The sequence below is a fragment of the Plantactinospora sp. CNZ320 genome (genome assembly GCF_002846275.1).
In genome coordinates this window covers 7945881-7963505 of sequence record NZ_PJMP01000001.1, presented here as the reverse complement: position 1 = coordinate 7963505, position 17625 = coordinate 7945881, and the positions used below count along the sequence as shown (strand labels likewise).

General features: G+C 71.9%; 14 protein-coding genes. 4 read left to right on the top strand and 10 right to left on the bottom strand.

Annotation, left to right across the window (positions count from 1 at the left end):
- Positions 1-23: 23 nt before the first annotated feature.
- From CLT71_RS35665 to CLT71_RS35655, 3 genes are read right to left on the bottom strand one after another with little or no spacing between them, the layout of a single operon-like run.
- Positions 24-233 carry a hypothetical protein gene (locus CLT71_RS35665; RefSeq protein ID WP_143743765.1) on the bottom strand — a complete coding sequence of 70 codons (210 nt, stop codon included), beginning with the start codon at positions 231-233 and terminating at the stop codon, positions 24-26.
- Positions 214-1254, bottom strand: coding sequence for a WXG100-like domain-containing protein (locus CLT71_RS35660; RefSeq protein ID WP_101370980.1), 1041 nt, complete (start codon positions 1252-1254; stop codon positions 214-216). Before CLT71_RS35660 ends, CLT71_RS35665 begins: the two co-directional genes overlap by 20 nt.
- Positions 1254-1553: a hypothetical protein gene (locus CLT71_RS35655; RefSeq protein WP_143743758.1), complete on the bottom strand. Its 300-nt coding sequence runs from the start codon at positions 1551-1553 to the stop codon at positions 1254-1256. Before CLT71_RS35655 ends, CLT71_RS35660 begins: the two co-directional genes overlap by 1 nt.
- A gap of 275 nt (positions 1554-1828) precedes the next feature.
- Here CLT71_RS35655 and CLT71_RS35650 point away from each other — a divergent pair, with 275 nt between their 5' ends.
- A complete protein-coding gene (locus CLT71_RS35650; protein WP_101370978.1) occupies positions 1829-4921 on the top strand; it encodes a tetratricopeptide repeat protein in 3093 nt (1030 codons plus the stop codon).
- Here the strand turns inward: CLT71_RS35650 and CLT71_RS35645 are convergent.
- From CLT71_RS35645 to CLT71_RS35635, 3 genes are all read right to left on the bottom strand, one after another.
- Entirely contained in the window at positions 4918-5532 is a 615-nt protein-coding gene (locus CLT71_RS35645; protein WP_101370977.1) for a mycothiol-dependent nitroreductase Rv2466c family protein, read from the bottom strand. The two genes, CLT71_RS35650 and CLT71_RS35645, sit on opposite strands and share 4 nt — an antisense overlap.
- A 2-nt stretch (positions 5533-5534) precedes the next feature.
- Positions 5535-5897, bottom strand: a complete 363-nt coding sequence (locus CLT71_RS35640) for a hypothetical protein (protein ID WP_143743757.1) — start codon at positions 5895-5897, stop codon at positions 5535-5537.
- 71 nt (positions 5898-5968) lie between these two features.
- Positions 5969-6859 carry a TIGR04222 domain-containing membrane protein gene (locus CLT71_RS35635; protein ID WP_101370975.1) on the bottom strand — a complete coding sequence of 297 codons (891 nt, stop codon included), beginning with the start codon at positions 6857-6859 and terminating at the stop codon, positions 5969-5971.
- 529 nt (positions 6860-7388) lie between these two features.
- Here CLT71_RS35635 and CLT71_RS35630 point away from each other — a divergent pair.
- Complete coding sequence (locus CLT71_RS35630) at positions 7389-11000, top strand: discoidin domain-containing protein (RefSeq protein WP_101370974.1); 3612 nt, start codon at positions 7389-7391, stop codon at positions 10998-11000.
- 79 nt (positions 11001-11079) lie between these two features.
- Here CLT71_RS35630 and CLT71_RS35625 read toward each other — a convergent pair whose 3' ends face one another.
- The gene (locus CLT71_RS35625) at positions 11080-12117 is read right to left on the bottom strand and encodes a DUF4034 domain-containing protein (protein WP_101370973.1); all 1038 of its coding nucleotides are present in this window, start codon (positions 12115-12117) and stop codon (positions 11080-11082) included.
- 437 nt (positions 12118-12554) lie between these two features.
- Here CLT71_RS35625 and CLT71_RS35620 point away from each other — a divergent pair, with 437 nt between their 5' ends.
- On the top strand, positions 12555-13226 hold the full coding sequence (locus CLT71_RS35620) for an RNA polymerase sigma factor (RefSeq protein WP_101370972.1): 672 nt from the start codon (positions 12555-12557) through the stop codon (positions 13224-13226).
- Between the two features lie 11 nt (positions 13227-13237).
- The gene (locus CLT71_RS35615) at positions 13238-14245 is read left to right on the top strand and encodes a hypothetical protein (protein ID WP_143743756.1); all 1008 of its coding nucleotides are present in this window, start codon (positions 13238-13240) and stop codon (positions 14243-14245) included.
- A gap of 99 nt (positions 14246-14344) precedes the next feature.
- Here the strand turns inward: CLT71_RS35615 and CLT71_RS35610 are convergent, their stop codons facing one another.
- The 3 genes from CLT71_RS35610 to CLT71_RS35600 all read right to left on the bottom strand — a co-directional run bounded on the left by CLT71_RS35610 (position 14345) and on the right by CLT71_RS35600 (position 17513).
- Positions 14345-15346 (bottom strand): ADP-ribosylglycohydrolase family protein, encoded by a 1002-nt coding sequence (locus tag CLT71_RS35610; protein ID WP_101370970.1) that lies wholly within the window; start codon positions 15344-15346, stop codon positions 14345-14347.
- Between the two features lie 109 nt (positions 15347-15455).
- A complete protein-coding gene (locus CLT71_RS37280) occupies positions 15456-16106 on the bottom strand; it encodes a hypothetical protein (protein WP_486483630.1) in 651 nt (216 codons plus the stop codon).
- A 156-nt stretch (positions 16107-16262) separates the two neighbouring features.
- Complete coding sequence (locus CLT71_RS35600) at positions 16263-17513, bottom strand: FAD-dependent oxidoreductase (protein WP_101372064.1); 1251 nt, start codon at positions 17511-17513, stop codon at positions 16263-16265.
- Positions 17514-17625: the final 112 nt, after the last annotated feature.

Here is a 17625-nt window from a genome sequence, read left to right as displayed (position 1 = left end):
CCCCCTCCCCCAGGTCGGCAACGTCAGTGTTGGGGCGCGTCCCGTTCGAGATTCGCGCAGAGGATCTGCCTGATCAGCTCGACGTACTCGCTCTCCGATCCGCCCTCGGCGGTGTACAGCCGGTCGAGCAGGTGGCGTACGTTCCGCAACGGATCGTCCTGCTCGTCGTCGAAGCCGTACGCGGAGACCTCACCGGCGCCCCGGATCACACCGTCATATCCCGGATGCGTCATAAGCCATCACCCCCGTACCGCGCAGCGGTGAACTCCCGCCCCCCGCCATGGCACCGAAGATGGTGGCGATGGTGCCCCGGGCGGTCAGCATCGTCCAGCCGATGTACCCGACCCACTTGACGATCTTGACCATGTAGAACGCCGCCATCGCGTCGCCGAACACCCCCTTCCGCTTCGCGATCGCGATGATCGCGAGGTCGATCACCATCTTGAGGGTGTCGACGAGTACCGAGGCGGTGTGCATGGCGAACTGCGCGAACTGCTCGTACGCCTCGTGCACCTCCATGAACCGGGCGTACATCCCCTTGAACAGGTCGGCGAGGGCCTGGAACGCCTGGTACGCCGCCTCGCTGGCGCCGCCGTCCCAGGCGTGGTCGAGCGAGGCGAGACCCCGGTCGATGTTCTTGCCGATCCGCTCCAGCGCCTCACCGATGGCCCGCCACGCCCCGGCGGTCCGGCTGTACGCCTCCCAGTCACCGGTGAGGAACTCGACGATCTTCTGGAGCGGATTGGTGCCGGTCGCCTCCTCGATGAAATTCATGATCATCCCGGTCATGCTGACCTCGGCGATCTTGTCGAGGAACTTCGTCGGGTCCTTGAACTCCGTGTAACTCGGCGTGCCGCCGGAGACCGGGTCGAGCGGGTTCATGTAGTCGCCGTAACCGGAGTGCCCCGCCTCCCAGCCCTCCCGCTGCGGGGTGCCGTTGGCGACGTACTGGGACGACTCGAATCGTTGCTTGGCCGCCTCGTCGCTGCCGTCGTAGAGCTTCGCGGCCTTCTCCAGCTCGGCCGCGGAGCCGCGCAGGGCCTGACCGAGCTGGGTGACCAGGGTCACCGCGTCGTCGTAGATCCGGTCGTGGAAGTTCAGCGCCTTGGCCAGCAGCCCCTCGGAGGAGACGGCCTGCATCTCCTGACCGCACCACTGCCGCAGATAGGCGAGGACCTGGTCGTTGGCCTCTGCGTTGCGGTTGAGCAGTTTGACGTACCCGCGCAGGTCGGCGGTGCGCACCTTCACCGTCATCAGCCCTCCTCCTCCCGCGCCCTCGCCATCGCCTCACTGCCCTCGGCGTACAGCCGTTCCCGTTCGTCGTCGGGCAACTCCTGCCACCACCTCGCGTACTGCTCCGCCTGCTGGGCGAACACCTCGCCGTACACACTGGAGCCGACCGCCTCGTAGAGGGTGATGTTGCCGGCGAGTACGTCCCGGGCCATGTCGCGGGCCAGCGGATCGCGCCCGTCCCGGGCCTGTTCCTCCAGGGCCTCGCGCAGCAGCCGCTGCTCGACCGGGTCGCGCAGGCTCCGCAGCAACGGCCTATCCATGCCGTACCGCCCGTTGCTGCGCGGTTCGGAGTCCGTGCACCGGATAACCGCGGTGCGTTCGCTCGATCGTCACGCCCTCCACGGTGCCAAACGACGCTCGCCGAACCCTGACCTCCGGCCAACCGCAGGTGGGCGCCGGTGAGGCTGGTCGGCGACGTGTCGCGGGAGGTGTCCACAACCGACTACGGATTCGGTACGGGCGCCGCGTCGTTGTACGGTTACCCAGGAGTATCGATCGGGAGCGACCCGAGGACCGGTCGGGCGGTGACGGACCTGTGCGTGCGGCGGGACTTCCCGGTGCCCTTCGCGAGTTCCGTGAACGCGCCGGTCTGACCCAGCGGGACCTGGCCGCCCTGGCCGGACTGAGCGTCGGTGGGGTACGCGACCTGGAGCAGGGGCGCGTCGCCGCGCCACGTCCCGGCACCCTACGCCGGCTCGCCACCGCCCTCGGCCTCACCGCCGGGGAGACGGCGAGCCTCCTACGCCTCGGGCAACGCAGCCAACCAGCCGCGTGCGGCCTGCGGTTGCGGGTGTTGGGTCCGCTCGCCATCCTCGTCGACGGGGTGGGGGTGGATCCGGGGCCGGCCAAGCAGCGCATCCTGCTGGCCGTGCTGGCGCTGCATCCGAACAGGCCGGTCCCGCTGGACACCCTCGTCGAGCTGATGTGGGGCGGGCGATCGCCGGACGGCGCCGCCGCCCTGGTGCAGAGTCACGTGTCCCGGCTACGCCAGCGGTTGCGGGCTGCCCGGCCGGCCACCCGTCAGGATCCGCCGGCCGTCCACCAGGACCGGCGGGTCATCCACCCGGATCGGCTGGTCGCCACCGGGGGCGGTTACCGGCTCACCGTCACCGACGACGAACTCGACCTGCTCGACTTCCGCCGTCTCGTCGGGCGGGCGCGCGACGCCCACCGGGACGGTGATCCGGCGACCGCGTACGAGTGGTACCGGGAGGCGACCGGCCTGTGGCGTGGGGCGACGCTGGCCGACCTCGCCAGCCTGCGGATCCTGCCCGAGGCGGTGGCGCTGGACCGGGAACGGCGGTCGGTCGTCGTGGAGTACGCCCAGGTAGCCATCGCGCTCGGCCGCGCCGACCAGGTGCTGCCGCTGCTGCGGCAGTCCGTCGAGACCGACCCGCTGGACGAGGCCACACACGCGCGGTTGATCCTCGCGCTGGCCGGCAGCGGTCAGCAGGCCGAGGCGCTGCGGGTGTTCGAAGGGCTGCGCCGACGGCTCGCGGACGAACTCGGCGCGGATCCGGGACCCGAGTTGCTCGCCGCGCACCGGCGGGTGCTCCGCCAGGAGGTGACGACACCGCCGGGGAGCGGCGCGGCGGTGAGCGCGCACCGCCAGCTCCCGCCGGACATCGCCGAGTTCACCGGTCGCGGGGCCGAGCTGGAGATCCTGGCGGCCGCCCTGCCGGGCTCCGCCGACACCGGCGGCACGGTGGTGATCTCCGCGATCGAGGGGATGGCCGGGGTCGGCAAGACCCGGCTCGCCGTCCACCTCGCCCACCGGCTGGTCAGGTCCGGACGGTACGCCGACATCCAGCTCTACGTGGACCTGCACGGGCACGCCGACGAACCGCCCGCCGATCCGGCAACCGTGCTCGCCTCCTTCCTCTACCTGCTGGGGGTACCCGGCGAGCAGATCCCGGACGGTCTGGCCGCCCGCGCCGCGCTGTACCGGGACCGGCTGCACGACCGGCACACCCTGGTGCTGCTGGACAACGCCGCCGACGAGGAGCAGGTGTCACCGCTGCTGCCGGCCAGTACGACCAGCCTGGTCCTGGTGACCAGCCGTCGGGTACTCGCCCTCGATGGCGCACACACGCTGAACCTGGACGTGCTCACCGCGCAGGACGCGCACGCGTTGCTCGGCCGGGTCGCCGGAGAGCACCGGGTCGCCACCGACCCCGCCGGTGCGCGCCGGGTCGCCGACCTGTGCGGGCGGCTGCCGCTCGCGCTCGTGCTGGCCGCCCACCGGCTGCGGTCCCGCCCGGCCTGGACGTTCGGCGACCTCGCCGCCCGGCTCGAAGCCGAGGGCAACCGTCTCGGCGAGTTGGCGGTCGGGAACAGGCAGATCCGCGCCGTCTTCGACCTCTCCTTCCGGGCCCTCGATCCGGCCGCGGCACGGCTGTTCCGGCTGCTCGGGTTGCACCCCGGCGACGACTTCACAGTCGACTCGGCGGCGGCGCTGATCGGCGCGCCGCCGCAGCTGGCCCGGCAGATCCTGGAACGGCTCTGCGACGAGCACCTGGTCACCCCGATCACCGTCGACCGCTACCGGCTGCACGACCTGCTCCGCGAGTACGCCGGCGCACGGGCCGCCGAGGATGACTGTGACGACGCCGGGGACGGTACCGGTGCCGCGGTCGACCGGATCCTCACCTGGTACCTGTACGCCGCCGGTGCGGCCAGGTGCCGGCTGTTCCCGTACAACATCGAGGTCTCGCTGGACGAGCGGGACCGGCCGCCCCACCTGCCGGCGTTCGACACCGACGACGAGGCGTACGGGTGGCTCACGGCGGAGCAGAGCACCCTGGTCGCCGCCGTGAACACCGCTTTCCGGCACGGCAGGTACGACATCGCCTGGCAACTGCCCGCCGTGCTCCGGGTCTACTTCGACCGCCGCAGCAACTGGCACGACTGGCTCGGCACCAGCCGGCTCGCGCTCGACGCGGCACGCCTGACGGGTGACCAGGCCGCCGAGGCACTGATCCTCAGCGGTCTCGGTCTCGCCTACGGGCAGCTCGGCCAGATCGAGAACGCCATCGACTCGCTCACCCGGTCACTGGAGATCCGCCGCGCCGTCGGCGACCGGCACGCCGAGGCACGGACACTGAACAACCTCGGGATCGCGTACGGCCGGCAGGGCCGGTTCCAGGAGGCGATCGACCACCTGACCGCGTCCCTGGAGATCCGCCGGGAGGTCGCCTCCCGGTACGACCAGAGCATGACGCTGGGCAACCTCGGTCGGGCGTACTCCGGGGTCGGGAAGCACCAGGAGGCGATCCGCTGCCTGTCACAGGCGCTCGACGTCCGGCGGCAGCTGGCCGACCCGGCGGGCATCGCCTCGGCGCTGTTCAACCTCGGCGGGGCGCTGCTGCACGCCGGAGAGCACCGGCACGCCCTCGCCCGGCTCTACGAGGCGCGCGACCTCTTCCAGCGGACACACGCGCACGGATTCGAGGCCGAGACCCTGGAGCTGATCGGGGAGGGCCTGCGCTGCTCCGGGGAGCCGGACCGGGCCCGGGAGTACTGGCAGCAGGCGCTGGACATGTTCGACACGCTGGGCCACCCGGGCGCCGAGGCGCTGCGGGCCCGGCTGGCGCAACGCCCGGCTCCGCCCGTGGTCGGCCCGCGCTAGTCGAGCTGGGGTTCGGCGTGCGGCCGGCCCTTCAGCTCGTGAAAGCCGGACACCCCGGCCACCAGCAACGTCCCGTCCCAGAGTCGCCCGGCCTCCTCGCCGGTCGGGATCCGGGAGATGACCGGGCCGAAGAAGGCGATCCGCCGGCCGTCGACACCGGTCGCCGCGATGATCGGGGTGCCGACGTGCTCGCCGACCAGCGCGATCGCCTCGGCGTGCGACGCACGCACCGCCTCGTCGTACCTGTCCGAGCTGCCGGCCTCGACCAGCTCGCGTGGCAGGCCGGCGGCGTCCAGCGCCGTGTGCAGGTCGCCGAGCCAGTTCCCGTCGCCCCGGGCGGTGGTCCACATCGCCGTGTAGAGCCGGGCCAGCGCCTCCGGGCCGTGCTCCTGGAGTGCCGCCGCGCAGATCCGCACCGGTACCCAGAGGTAGCCCTCGGGGTCGCCTTCCGGGTCGTCGTCCCGGCCCTCGTTGAGCACCGAGAGGCTCATCAGGTGCCAGCGCGGCTCGACCGGCCGGACCTTCGCCACCTCCAACAGCCAGCGCGAGGCCGTCCAGGTGTACGGGCAGGAGGGGTCGAACCAGAAGTCCGCGATGGTCGGCCGGGTCATCGTCAGGCCGGCGGCTGTCCCGGGCCGGAGACCGGCCGCCCCGTCGGGTACGCCGCAGGCCGGCCGGATCCCGGCGACGGTGGCGGGACGAAGCCGGGCTGTGCTGCCGGGGCCGCCGCGACGACGTTCCGGCCGACCTGGAAGCCCACCGCGCCGAGCATCGTCGTCAGGCTGCCGATCGCCGTCACGATCGCCAGCGTCTCCACCCCGCTCGCCTCGTACTGGCAGTTGGGGTCGTAGGCATCGCCGGGGCTGGGCATGCAGATCTCGATCGCCCAGGCCACCATGATCGGCGCGACAATCAGCCCGACGAAGGAGAGCAGCAGCAGCACGATGAAGACGGGATGGGGGCCGGCACGTCGCATGATCACGGAGTCTAGGTGATCGACCCCGGCACGCGCCCGCCCGTCTGTCAGCACCGCTCGCCCTCTCCCGGTCAACCGCCACCGCCACCCCCGCAGCCGCCCCCGCCTCCTCCGACGTCGCCGCTTCCACTGTCGGCACCGCCGTGGTCGGCGTAGCCGGAGCCCGCCGCACCGGTCGGCCCGGTGTCGAGGGGACGGTGTTCGAGGTACGCCTCGGCGCCCATCTCCGGGTCGAGTTGGCTGAGCAGATCGGTACCGAACAATGCCACCGCCATCGCCGCAGCCGTCGGGCCGTAGGTGGTCAGGGCGGGCCGGTGCTCCGGGCTCAGGTGGGCGTACGTCCGGCGAAGCTGTCCGAGCAGCACCTCGGCGGCGGCGCTCTCCCGGGGCAGCTTGGCGATCAGCAGGAGGTAGCCGCAGAACACGGCGAGCGTGGCCAGGCCCAGCCAACCGGGCGACCGCCCGCCGACCAGGTCGCCGCTGATTCCGGCCACACCGATGACGATCAACAGCAGCATCAGCCTGGAGCCGCGCCGGACCCGGCGGGACGCGGCCGGACCGATGAGCAGCCCGGCCTCCGCCAACTCGTCCCGGATCCGCCCGACCGCCGCCACCACCCGGGGATCGGCCCGGAGTGCCTGCTGCGCCACCCCGGCACCGGCGGCCGCGTGCACCGCCTCGTCCAGCGCCGTCGCGCCGGGTGGCAGCGGGCCACTCGTGCCCAGTGTGCGGGCGGGCGTCAGCCGTACCGCCTCGGCGGCGCGCAGGCCGGCCAGCGAGGCGTACACGGCGAGGCGCTCCCCCGCGTGCAGGTAGCCGACCTGCTGCGGAACGAGGTCACCTGATTCGAGCCGGGACGGCTGCTGGATCAGCCGGCGGCGGTACGTCCGGGCGGCGACGAAGACCACCGCCGCCGTAGCCAGGTAGACCCAGACGGAGGTGGGAATGCCGAGGGACCACATCGAGGGCGCTCCGGAGGGGACGAAGTGATCAGGTAGCTGACGAAGTGATCAGGTAGCTGACGAAGCGATCGGGTCGCTGACGAAGTGATCAGGTCGCTACAGTGTCGCGCCCGCCCGCCAGTGGGTACCCGCCGGCCGGCCGGCAACTCGGCTCCGACGCCCGCGCCCTCGCAAATTTGATCGATCCGAATAAATCGGCGCACTCCCGCCACATCGAACCGGACTGATCCGCCGAGGTGTTGACGCGGCCGTAGCCTGTCTGCAACATTACGACGACAGCACGCAAGTTTCTGGTTTGTGGCTGCCATATAGCCGTTCACTTGCCGGAATTTTTCGACAGGCGTCCTCTGTGCTCCTTCCCCGGCTGCCTCGGGGATCGACCCTCGGCGGGTTCGCGGCGGCGGTGGCGAGGCGGACGGAGGGCGCCACCGCTCGCCTTCGGCGGCGGGCGGCAGCCGGGCCAGCCGCCGACCAGGCCCGGTCGCTCGCAGCACCTCCAGTCGGTTCCGACGAGCGCCAAGGGAACACGATGAGACAGCTACCACCGCCCCGCCTGATCACGGCGACGCTCGCCACCGGACTACTCGTGGCCGCCGGATCCCTCCTCCCGACCCCGGCCTCCGCCCGGCCCGACGACGGCCCACAGCGGGCCGAGGTCGCGGTCGCCGCCAGCATCAGCGCCAGCAGCTCCCATCCGGAGTACCCGGCGGGCAACGCGGGCGACGGCAACCAGGGCACCTACTGGGAGAGCGCCAACAACGCGTTCCCACAGTGGATCCAGGCGGACCTCGGCTCCGCCGCCGACGTGAACCGGCTCGTGCTCAAGCTGCCGTCCGGCTGGGGCACCCGGACCCAGACCCTCTCGGTGCAGAACAGCAGCAACGGCTCGGCCTTCAGCACCCTCGTCGCCGCCACCGGCTACACCTTCGACCCGGCCAGCGGCAACACCGTCACCATCAACCTGCCGGCCACCAACACCCGCTACCTGCGGCTGCACATCACCGCCAACAACGGCTGGCCGGCCGGTCAACTCTCCGAACTCGAGGTGCACGGCCCGACCGGCGGCCCGGACAGCCAGGCTCCGACCGCGCCGGGCAACCTGGCCTACACCCAGCCGGCCAGTGGGCAGATCCGGTTGACCTGGAACGCCGCCAGCGACAACGTCGGCGTCGTCGGCTACGACGTCTACGCCAACGGCGCACTCCGGGCCAACCTCGGCAACGTGCTCACGTACACCGACAGCCAGCCGGCCAGCGCGACCATCACCTACCACGTACGGGCCCGGGACGCCGCCGGGAACGTGTCGCCGAACAGTAACCCGGTGACCCGTACCGGCACCGGCGACCCGCCCGGGACGAACCTGGCGGTCGGCAAGCCGATCACCGCCTCGTCGACCGTGCACACCTTCGTCGCCGCCAACGCCAACGACGGCAACGTGGCGACGTACTGGGAGGGGGCCGGCGGGGCCTATCCGAGCGTGCTCACCGTGCAGCTCGGCGCGAACGCCACGGTCAGCTCGGTGGTGGTCCGGTTGAACCCGGATCCGGCCTGGGGGCCGCGGAGCCAGACCATCGCGGTGCTCGGCCGCGAGCAGAGCGCCTCGTCGTTCGGCACCCTGTCGGCGGCGACGCTGCACAACTTCAACCCGAGCAGCGGCAACAGCGTCACCATCCCGGTCAGCGGCAACGTCGCCGACATCCGGCTCTCGATCACCTCGAACAGCGGGGCGCCGGCCGGCCAGGTCGCCGAGTTCCAGGTCTTCGGCGTGCCGGCACCGAACCCGGACCTGACGGTCACCGCCGCCACCTGGAGCCCGGCCGCGCCGGTCGAGACCACCGCGATCACCGTCTCGGCCACCGTCCGCAACGCCGGCACCGCCGCCTCCGGCGCCACGAACGTCAACTTCTACCTGGGTACGACCCTGGTCGGCACCACCGCCGTCGGCGCACTGGCGGCCGGGGCCAGCAGTACCGTCACCGCGAACGCGGGGCCGCGTAGCGCCGGCACGTACCAGTTGACCGCCAAGGTGGACGAGTCGAACGCTGTCGTCGAGCAGAGCGAGACCAACAACAGCCTCACCAACCCGTCCCCGCTGACCGTCGCCCCGGTGGCCAGCTCGGACCTGGTGGCGATCCCGAGCTGGTCGCCGAGCACCCCGGCGAACGGCCAGACGGTCACCTTCACGGTGGCGATCCGCAACCAGGGCAGCACCGCCTCGGCCGGCGGGGCGCACGGCATCACGGTGACCGTGCTGAACGCCAGCGGCACGGCGGTACGCACGCTCACCGGCTCGTACACCGGCACGATCGCGGCCGGGGCCAGCACCGCACCGGTCAACCTCGGCACCTGGACCGCGGCCAACGGCCGGTACACCGTCCGGACCGTGCTCGCCGCCGACGCCAACGAGTTGCCGGTGAAGCAGGGCAACAACACGAGCGACACGCCGTTCTTCGTCGGGCGCGGCGCCAACATGCCGTACGAGATGTACGAGGCCGAGGACGGTGTACTCGGCGGCGGCGCGGCGGTCGTCGGGCCGAACCGGACCGTCGGCGACCACGCCGGTGAGGCGTCCGGTCGCCGCGCGGTGACCCTGAACAGCACCGGCGCCTACGTCGAGTGGACCACCCGGGCCCCGACGAACACCCTGGTCACCCGCTTCTCCATCCCGGACGCCCCGGGCGGCGGCGGCACCAACTCGACGCTGAACATCTACGTCAACGGCAGCTTCCACAAGGCCATCGACCTGACCAGCCGGTACGCCTGGCTCTACGGGGCCGAGGCGAGCCCGAACAACTCGCCAGGCTCCGGTGGACCCCGGCACATCTACGACGAGGCGAACGTGATGCTCAACTCGTCGATCCCGGCCGGCAGCCGGATCAGGTTGCAGAAGGATCCGGCCAACAGCACCACGTACGCGATCGACTTCGTCAACACCGAGCAGGTCTCGCCGCGACCGAACCCGGACCCGGCCCGCTACACCACCCCGGCCGGGACCAGCCACTCCGACGTGCAGAACGCGCTGGACCGGGTCCGGATGGACACCACCGGCAATCTGGTCGGGGTCTACCTGCCCGCCGGCACCTACAGCACCTCCACCAAGTTCCAGGTGTACGGCAAGGCGGTGAAGGTGGTCGGCGCCGGCATGTGGTACACCCGGTTCGCCACCCCGCCGGGCCAGGAGAATACCGACGCCGGCTTCCGGGTCGAGGGCACGGCGAACGGCTCGTCCTTCGAGCACCTCGCCTTCTTCGGCAACTACACGTCCCGGATCGACGGCCCCGGAAAGGTCTGGGGCGAATTGCAGAACGTGTCGAACCTGACCTTCGACAACGTCTGGGTCGAGCACACCGTCTGCATGTTCTGGGGCGTGCACGTCAGCAACATCACGATCAGGAACTCGCGGATCCGCAACACCTTCGCCGACGCGGTCAACATGACGAACGGCAGCACCAACAACCTGGTCAGCAACGTCGAGGCGCGCGGCAACGGGGACGACGCGTTCGCACTCTTCTCCGCCACCGACGCCGGTGGCGGGGCGAACACCGGCAACGTCTTCGAGAACCTGACAGCCACGCTCACCTGGCGGGCCGCCGGAGTCGCCGTGTACGGCGGGCAGAACAACACCTTCCGCAACATGTACATCGCCGACCAGCTCGTCTACTCCGGGATCACCATCAGCTCACTCGACTTCGGTTATCCGTTCGTCGGGTTCGGGCCGGGGATCACCCGGGTGGAGAACGCCTCGATAGTCCGGTCCGGCGGCCACTTCTGGGGCGCACAGACCTTCCCCGGAATATGGGTCTTCTCCGCGTCGAAAGAGATGCGCGGAATCCGGGTCAGTGACGTCGACATCGTGGATCCGACCTATCACGGCATCATGTTCCAGACCAAATACAACGGCAGCAGCCCGGAGAACCCGGTGACCGACACCGTGTTCACGAACATCTCCATCACCGGGGCGCAGCGCAGCGGCGACGCGTACGACGCGAAGTCCGGCTTCGGCATCTGGGCGAACGAGATGCCGGAGCCCGGTCAGGGTCCGGCGGTCGGCTCGGCGGTCTTCAACAACCTGCGGATGAGCAACAACCACCAGAACATCCGGAACACCACGTCCACCTTCACCATCACGGTCAACCCGTAACGGCACGACCCGGCGGGGTGTCACCCGATCGCGGCGACACCCCGCCCGTCTCGCCAGCCGGTGTTTCGGGGTCGCTCGGCTACCGGGGCGGTTCGTGCCGGTTGGCGAGGGCGATGTCCCGCCAGGTGGCGAACCGCCCGGCCGGGTCACTGCCGCTGGAGTAGTACCACGGCCACTCGGTCACGTTGTCGCCGATCGCGTCGAAGACGGCCGCCGCCGCCGGGTAGTCCTCGGCGAAGGAGAAGGCGAGCGCGAACGAGTTGTACACGCTGGTCCAGCCCAGCCGGCGGCGGTGCGCCGGGTGCCAGATCGACTGCTCGGCCGCCGCCCGCAGTTCGGCCCGTACCGCCGGGCTCATGATGTACGGGTCCTTCTCCTCGCTGGGCAGGTCGAGCCAGTGCTCGATGTGCGCCACCACCACCAGTTCGTGCAGCAGGCTCCCGGCCGGTGCCTTCGCCGCCGCCGTACGCGCGAAGTCGAACATCTCCTCGGTGCTGCCGAACCACTTCCGGCAGAGGAACTGCAACATCTGCTGGTGCGCGACGAGGTGCGTGGGATGCCTGGCGACCACCTGCGTGAATCGGCGCATCGCCTCCTCCCGGCCGACCTGCCGGCCCCGGGCGGCGGTCACCAGGAACGTCCAGGCGGTGGTGTCGTCGGGGTCGCGTTCCACCACCTCGTCGAGGCAGTTCTCGGCCATCCGCAACCGGTCGAAGAAGCCGGTGAACTGGCTCTGGCTGGTGTGCTCGGCGGTGGCACCACCGCGCGCCTCCCAGGCCCAGTAGACGCCGTGACAGCCGCGTACCAGCAGCGGGAGCGTGGAGTACGGCTCGGCGGCGATCCACTCCCCGATCCAGTCCTGCACCCCGTCGACGTCCGCACAGATTCCGAGATAGAACGCCCGGTCGTCGGGGTCCTGGACCGAGTTGAGGAAGTCGCGGGCGGCCATCCAGTTCCGCTCGCCGAGCGCGGCCCGCAGCCGGGCCGCCGCCGGATCACCCTTGGCCTTGTCGATCGACGGCGCGGTGTTCGCCGGAGCCTCCGGCGCCACCGCGGCCTGCTTCTTACGGAACGGCCAGACCACCGTCTCCCCCTCCCCGTCGTCGCGACATTCCATCGTCGCGACATTCCATCGTCGCGATGTTCCGTCGTCGCGGTTTTCCCCGTCGTCGCGACATTCCCCGTTGTCGAAGCGCAGAGGCTACCGGGCGGCGTGACCGGCGAGAGCGCAGGCCCCGGCACCTCGGCACCTGCCCGTCGGGGATGCCACCTGCGACAGCGCCGGATGATGGCATTGTGTTACCGGGACGCACCGGGCAGGCTGGCGGAGATATCTCACTCCTTCCGGCGGGGTGACGACTTGCCTGCGGGCTGGGCCCGCACCTAGCGTGGGACGGCGATCACGTTGGACGGGGGACCACCGGTGCGGATCGGGATCCGACGACGACGCACGGTACGACGGGACGCTGCGGAAAGCGCTCCGGTTTCCCGTCTTCAGGTCCGGACGGCACCCCGGACGGGCGGGACCGGGGCGTCCCGTAACGGAGTCGAACCGTGCCGGCCGAGCTGAGTGCCCTGGTCCAGTCGGCGCAGCAGGGCGACGAGTACGCGTTCCGGATGCTCTACCGGGAACTCCAGCCCGGACTGCTGCGCTACCTGACCGTGCTGGTCGGCTCCGATGCCGAGGACGTGGCGTCGGAGACGTGGTTGCAGATCGCCCGTGACCTGCCAGCCTTCGCCGGTGGGCCGGGCTTCCGGGCCTGGGCTACCCGGGTCGCCCGCAACCGGGCGCTGGACCACCTCCGGCACCAGCGCCGCCGGCCGACCGTGCCGGTGCCGATCGAGGCACTCTCCGAGCTGCCGGGCGCCGAGGACACCGCCGCGAGCGCCGACGAATGGTTGGGCACCGACACCGCCGTCGCACTGATCGCCTCACTGCCGCGTACCGAGGCCGAGGCGGTGCTGCTGCGTACCGTGATCGGGTTGGACGCCGAGAGCACCGCACGGGTGCTCGGCAAACGCCCCGGAGCCGTCCGCACCGCCGCGCACCGCGGGCTGCGGCGCCTGGCCCGCGTCCTGGCGCAGGACGCGGTGGACGGAGCGACGGAGCCGGCCGCCGACGGTGCACCGGCGGTCGTACCGGTCGGCGACGGTGCGCCGACGGTCGCACCGGCCGCCGACGTACGGTCCAGCGAGGATGTCGAGGCTGGACAGGGATGGCGCTGAGAGAGATGAGCATGGCTTTCCGTCGACGCCGCCGGCCTGGTCCGGAAGCGGCCGAGCGGCTACTCGACGCCGTCGCCGCCGGCGCCACACAGGCCCGGCAGGCGCACGGCGCACCCCGCGATCCGGCCGGTGAGCCGATCGATCCGCCCACCGACCCGACTGGGCACCGAATCGCCGATCCGACCGGTCACCAGGTCACCGCCCCGGCCGGCTACCGAAGCACCGACCCGGCCGTCCACCGAGTCACCGGCCAGGTCGGCCGGGTCAGCGATGCGAGCGGCCGGCAGGTCAGCGATGCGAGCGACGACCGGGTCGCCGAGTTGCTCGCCGTCGCTGCGGCGCCGGCCCGGCCCGGAGAACTCGATGGCGAGGAGGCCGCGGTGGCGGCCTTCCGGGCGGTCCGTGACGCGCGGGCGATGGCAGGCGCGGCGGCGACAACCCGGCCGGCCGAGACCGACGTCGCCCCGGCCGGTACCTCCGCCCGGCCGCCCGGCCGCCGCCGACGGCTGACGGCCGGCGCCTTCGGCTGGCTCGTCGCGGTAGTCGCCACCCTCACCGCCGGGGTGGCGCTGGCAGCGGAGATACCCGCACTGCGTCCCGCAGATCCGCCGCCCCGCAGCACGCCGAGCGTGGAGACGGGTCCGAGCGTGGGGCTGACGACCGCCCCGCCGACCAGCGCACCGGCGCCAACGTCGACTCCGCACGGTGCCGAGCGACCGGCCGCCGAGCCCGGCCCGACCGGCCACGCCCTGCCACCCCATGCGCTCACGGCGCAGTGCCGTACCTTCCTGACCCGGGGTGGCCCCGGTGCCGGTTCCGCCGGCCGACACCCGCCGTCCGCCACGCTGGTCCGGGCGGCCGGCGGTCGCGCCGAGGTCGACGCATACTGCCGCCGGCTGCTGGCCGTCGACCCCAAGCGTGGCGGGAGCGCCCCGGGCAAACCCCACGACAAGGGTGGCCCGGGCGATCCGCCCGGCAGGTCGACCGACCGACAATCCGGTACCACCGGACCCCGCTGAGCTGGAGCCCACCGCCGGCAGCCGATCCCACCGCCGACGGCCGGCTCCGGCTCCGGCCAGTAGACCGGGGCGTCGATTCCCCGCCGTCGCCGGGTCCGGCTATCGCGGCTCGGTGCCCGGCTCGTCGGTAGGACGCTCGTCGCTCGGAGGCTCGTCACTCGCACGCGTGTCGACCCAGTCGGGCAGCGCCTCACGGGCGGCCAGCCAGGTCGCCGGCACGCCGACCGCGTCGGGCCGGTCACCGATCCCGGTGTACGCGGCCAGCACGCCGCCGACGATCGCCCCGGTCGTGTCGACGTCCCCACCGGCGGTGACGCACGTGGTGATCGCTGCCGGATAGTCGTCGAGATGGGTCGCGGCGACCCAGAGCGCGAACGGGACGGTGTCCTGTGCGGTCGCCCGTGATCCGTTGCCCAACTCGTACGCCGCCTCCTGCACCGTCACCGCCGTACCGGTGAGCAGCCGGCGGGCCCGCTCGACGCCCCGGCGTACCTCCCCGTCGACCAGGTACGGCTCCAGCCGATCGAGGAACTCGGGCGCTGTCGGGCGTACCCCGGTGAACCGGGCCGCTCCGGCGTGCGCGGCGGCGACCGCGACGAGTACGGCCCCGGCGATCCCCTCCGGGTGTGCATGCGTCACCTCGGCGGACCGGATCGCCTGCTCGGCCGCCCGGTTCGGCTGATCGGCGTGGTAGGCGCCGAGCGGCGCGACCCGCATCGCGGCGCCGTTGCCGCAGGAGCCCGTTCCGCCGAACGCCTCCCGGGCCGCGTCCCGCCACGGCACACCGTCCCGGATCCGGTGCAGGATCACCACCGCCCCCGCCCCGTAGCCCCGGTACGGCTCGCAGCGCTCCGCGAACGCGGCGGCGAGCCGGTCCGGCCGGATCTCGCCGAACGCGGCGAGTTCGGCAACCACCGAGCAGGCCATCTCGGTGTCGTCGGTCCACTCCCAGGGGCCGGCCGGGGGTCGACCCGCCGCCAGGTCGACCGGTGACCGGCCGGCAACGAAGAACTGGGCGCCGAGCGCGTCACCGACGGAGAGCCCGTGCAGGCTGTCGTAGCAGAGGTCGAGCCGGGCCGGCTCGGGCAGGACGAATGACATCGCCCCCGATCATGCCCCAAGCCGAACCGATCCCGGCCACCCTGGGTGATGTTGGGTTGACCGCACGCCGGGTCAGCTTGCCGGCGATGCCATGTCGACCGCCGCCGGGTCAGCGTTGGCAGGACTTCATCGGGGTACTGGTCCGGGCGGTCCGGGTCGAGCCGTCCCTGAACTTCGCCGTCGCGGTGACCGCGATCGTGCCGCCCGCCGAGTTGCGCGGCTCGGCCCGGAACGGCCCCAGGCTCGCCAGCCAGACGCCCTGGTCGCTGCCGATGGTCCGGGCGGAGCCGCTGCCGTCGAACGGGACGGCGGTGCTCACCCGGTAGCGGAACGAGACCGACGAGACGTTGCCGGCCGCACCGACCCGGATCTGCACCAGCCCGAAACTGGGGTTGCCACACCCCTCCTGGTGCAGGCCGGTGAAGTTCTGCGCCTGGCCGAACCCGCCGGTCACCCTGACCGTCACCGTGGTCTGCTCGCCCATGGTGCGGGCGCGGCGGGTCGGTGCGGCGGGAGCCGGTGGCCGGGTGGTGCGTACCGCCGTTGGCCTGGGCGTCGGGGTCGAGGTCGAGGTCGGAGTCGGGGGCACCTCGGTCGGACTCGGCGCGGCCGGCGACGACTCGGCGCCCGGCACACCGTCTGACCACTGTGGCCGTTCGGTGTCACCGCCCGCGCAGGCCGTCGCGAGGGAGATGAGCACCGCACACGCCACCGCGAGCGCGGCCTGTGCACCGGTACGCCGAAAGTTGAGGACAGTCACCATGATCCTATCGGTCGCGTTGGCCCCATTTCGCGGCATCAGCCGGCCTTGACCGTAGTCCTGTCCCTGGATGTCGCCAAATCCACATCAGAAAGTGGGACAAGTCAGCACTTGAGGGGAAGCCCAGCCCAGCCCTCGGACATCCCGCCGCGCGGGCTACTCGCCCCCGCCGGCCGGGATCGGTGGCCGGCGGGCGAACGGCGGCGCGTACTCGGGGCGTACGCCGATGCCGATCAGGTAGGCCGGGCCGCGGGTCAGGAACGGGAACCGCCGGAGCAGGGCCAGCACCGGCCGGGGCGGCCCGGCGCGACGCCCGTCGAGGATCGGCGTGACCAGGCCCCGGTGCATGAGCCGCTGCAACCGCTGCACCAGGATCGTCGGCAGCAGGCGTCGGGCGCGGACGCCCGCGAGGTCGGACTCGGTCACCGTGCCGCGCCGGAGCGGCTCGGCCAGCAGGGTCGCGGCGGCGACCGCGTCCTGCACGGCGAGGTTGATCCCTACCCCGCCGATCGGTGACATCGCGTGCGCGGCGTCGCCGATGCAGAGCAGCCCGGGCACGTGCCAACGGTCGAGGCGGTTCAGCCGTACGTCGAGGTGCTTGACGTCGTCCATCGACGCGATCGCGTCGACCCGGTCGGCGAAGCCGGGAGCCAGTTCCGCGACGTCCCGGCGGAACCGCTCGATCCCCCGGGCCCGGAGCTGCGCGTCGGTGCCCTTCCGGGCGATGTAGGCGATCTGGAGGTAGCCCTCCCGGGGCACCACGACGGCGAACCGGCCGGGGCCGACCCGAGGGGTGAGCCCGGCCGGGTCGTCCTGCGGGTCGCGCGGCAACCGGAACCACCAGGCGTCGATCGGCACCGGATACTCTCGCACCGGCAGCCTGGCCTGGTCCCGGGCCAGCGACCACCGGCCGTCGCAGGCGACGGTCAGCTCGGCACGCAGTTCACCTGTCTCGCCGTCCGGCCCCCGGTAGCGCACGCCCCGCACCCGGCCGTCCTGCTGGATCAGCTCGGTCACCTCGGTGCGCATCCGGAGCGTGAAGGAGGGCTCGCCGGCGCCGGCCTCGGCGAGCAGGTTGAGCAGGTCCCACTGCGGCACCATCGCGACGTACGGATGGCGGGTCTTCAGCCGGCGGAAGTCGGCGATGACGATCTGCCGGCCGGGTGCCACCGGGAAGGCGACCTCGTCCAGCCGGCTCTGCGGCAGGGCGGCGAACCGCTCCCCGAGGCCCAGTTCGTCGAGGAGTCGCAGGGTGGACGGGTGCACGGTGTCGCCCCGGAAGTCACGGAGGAAGTCACCGTGTTTCTCCAGCACCGTCACGTCGACGCCGGCCCGGGCGAGCAACAGCCCGAGCACCATTCCGGCCGGTCCGCCGCCGACGACTACGCAGGTCGTGTGCCCGTCCATGGCGATCACCCTATTTCATCAGGCGATGAATTCTGCCGTCACGCTACTCCCAGGACAGCGAAGCTCGCAACCGCTCGGAACACGGCGGCGTTGACGGGGCCGGATGCGTCAG

What these genes read in the sequence shown, in the direction of transcription:
- CLT71_RS35610 (WP_101370970.1), bottom strand. Translation starts at nt 15,346, where the DNA reads ATGTCATTCGTCCTGCCCGAGCCGGCCCGGCTCGACCTCTGCTACGAC.
- CLT71_RS35665 (WP_143743765.1), bottom strand. Translation starts at nt 233, where the DNA reads ATGACGCATCCGGGATATGACGGTGTGATCCGGGGCGCCGGTGAGGTC.
- CLT71_RS35655 (WP_143743758.1), bottom strand. Translation starts at nt 1,553, where the DNA reads ATGGATAGGCCGTTGCTGCGGAGCCTGCGCGACCCGGTCGAGCAGCGG.
- CLT71_RS35660 (WP_101370980.1), bottom strand. Translation starts at nt 1,254, where the DNA reads ATGACGGTGAAGGTGCGCACCGCCGACCTGCGCGGGTACGTCAAACTG.
- CLT71_RS35625 (WP_101370973.1), bottom strand. Translation starts at nt 12,117, where the DNA reads ATGGAATGTCGCGACGACGGGGAGGGGGAGACGGTGGTCTGGCCGTTC.
- CLT71_RS35630 (WP_101370974.1), top strand. Translation starts at nt 7,389, where the DNA reads ATGAGACAGCTACCACCGCCCCGCCTGATCACGGCGACGCTCGCCACC.
- CLT71_RS35635 (WP_101370975.1), bottom strand. Translation starts at nt 6,859, where the DNA reads ATGTGGTCCCTCGGCATTCCCACCTCCGTCTGGGTCTACCTGGCTACG.
- CLT71_RS35600 (WP_101372064.1), bottom strand. Translation starts at nt 17,513, where the DNA reads ATGGACGGGCACACGACCTGCGTAGTCGTCGGCGGCGGACCGGCCGGA.
- CLT71_RS35645 (WP_101370977.1), bottom strand. Translation starts at nt 5,532, where the DNA reads ATGACCCGGCCGACCATCGCGGACTTCTGGTTCGACCCCTCCTGCCCG.
- CLT71_RS35640 (WP_143743757.1), bottom strand. Translation starts at nt 5,897, where the DNA reads ATGCGACGTGCCGGCCCCCATCCCGTCTTCATCGTGCTGCTGCTGCTC.
- CLT71_RS35615 (WP_143743756.1), top strand. Translation starts at nt 13,238, where the DNA reads ATGGCTTTCCGTCGACGCCGCCGGCCTGGTCCGGAAGCGGCCGAGCGG.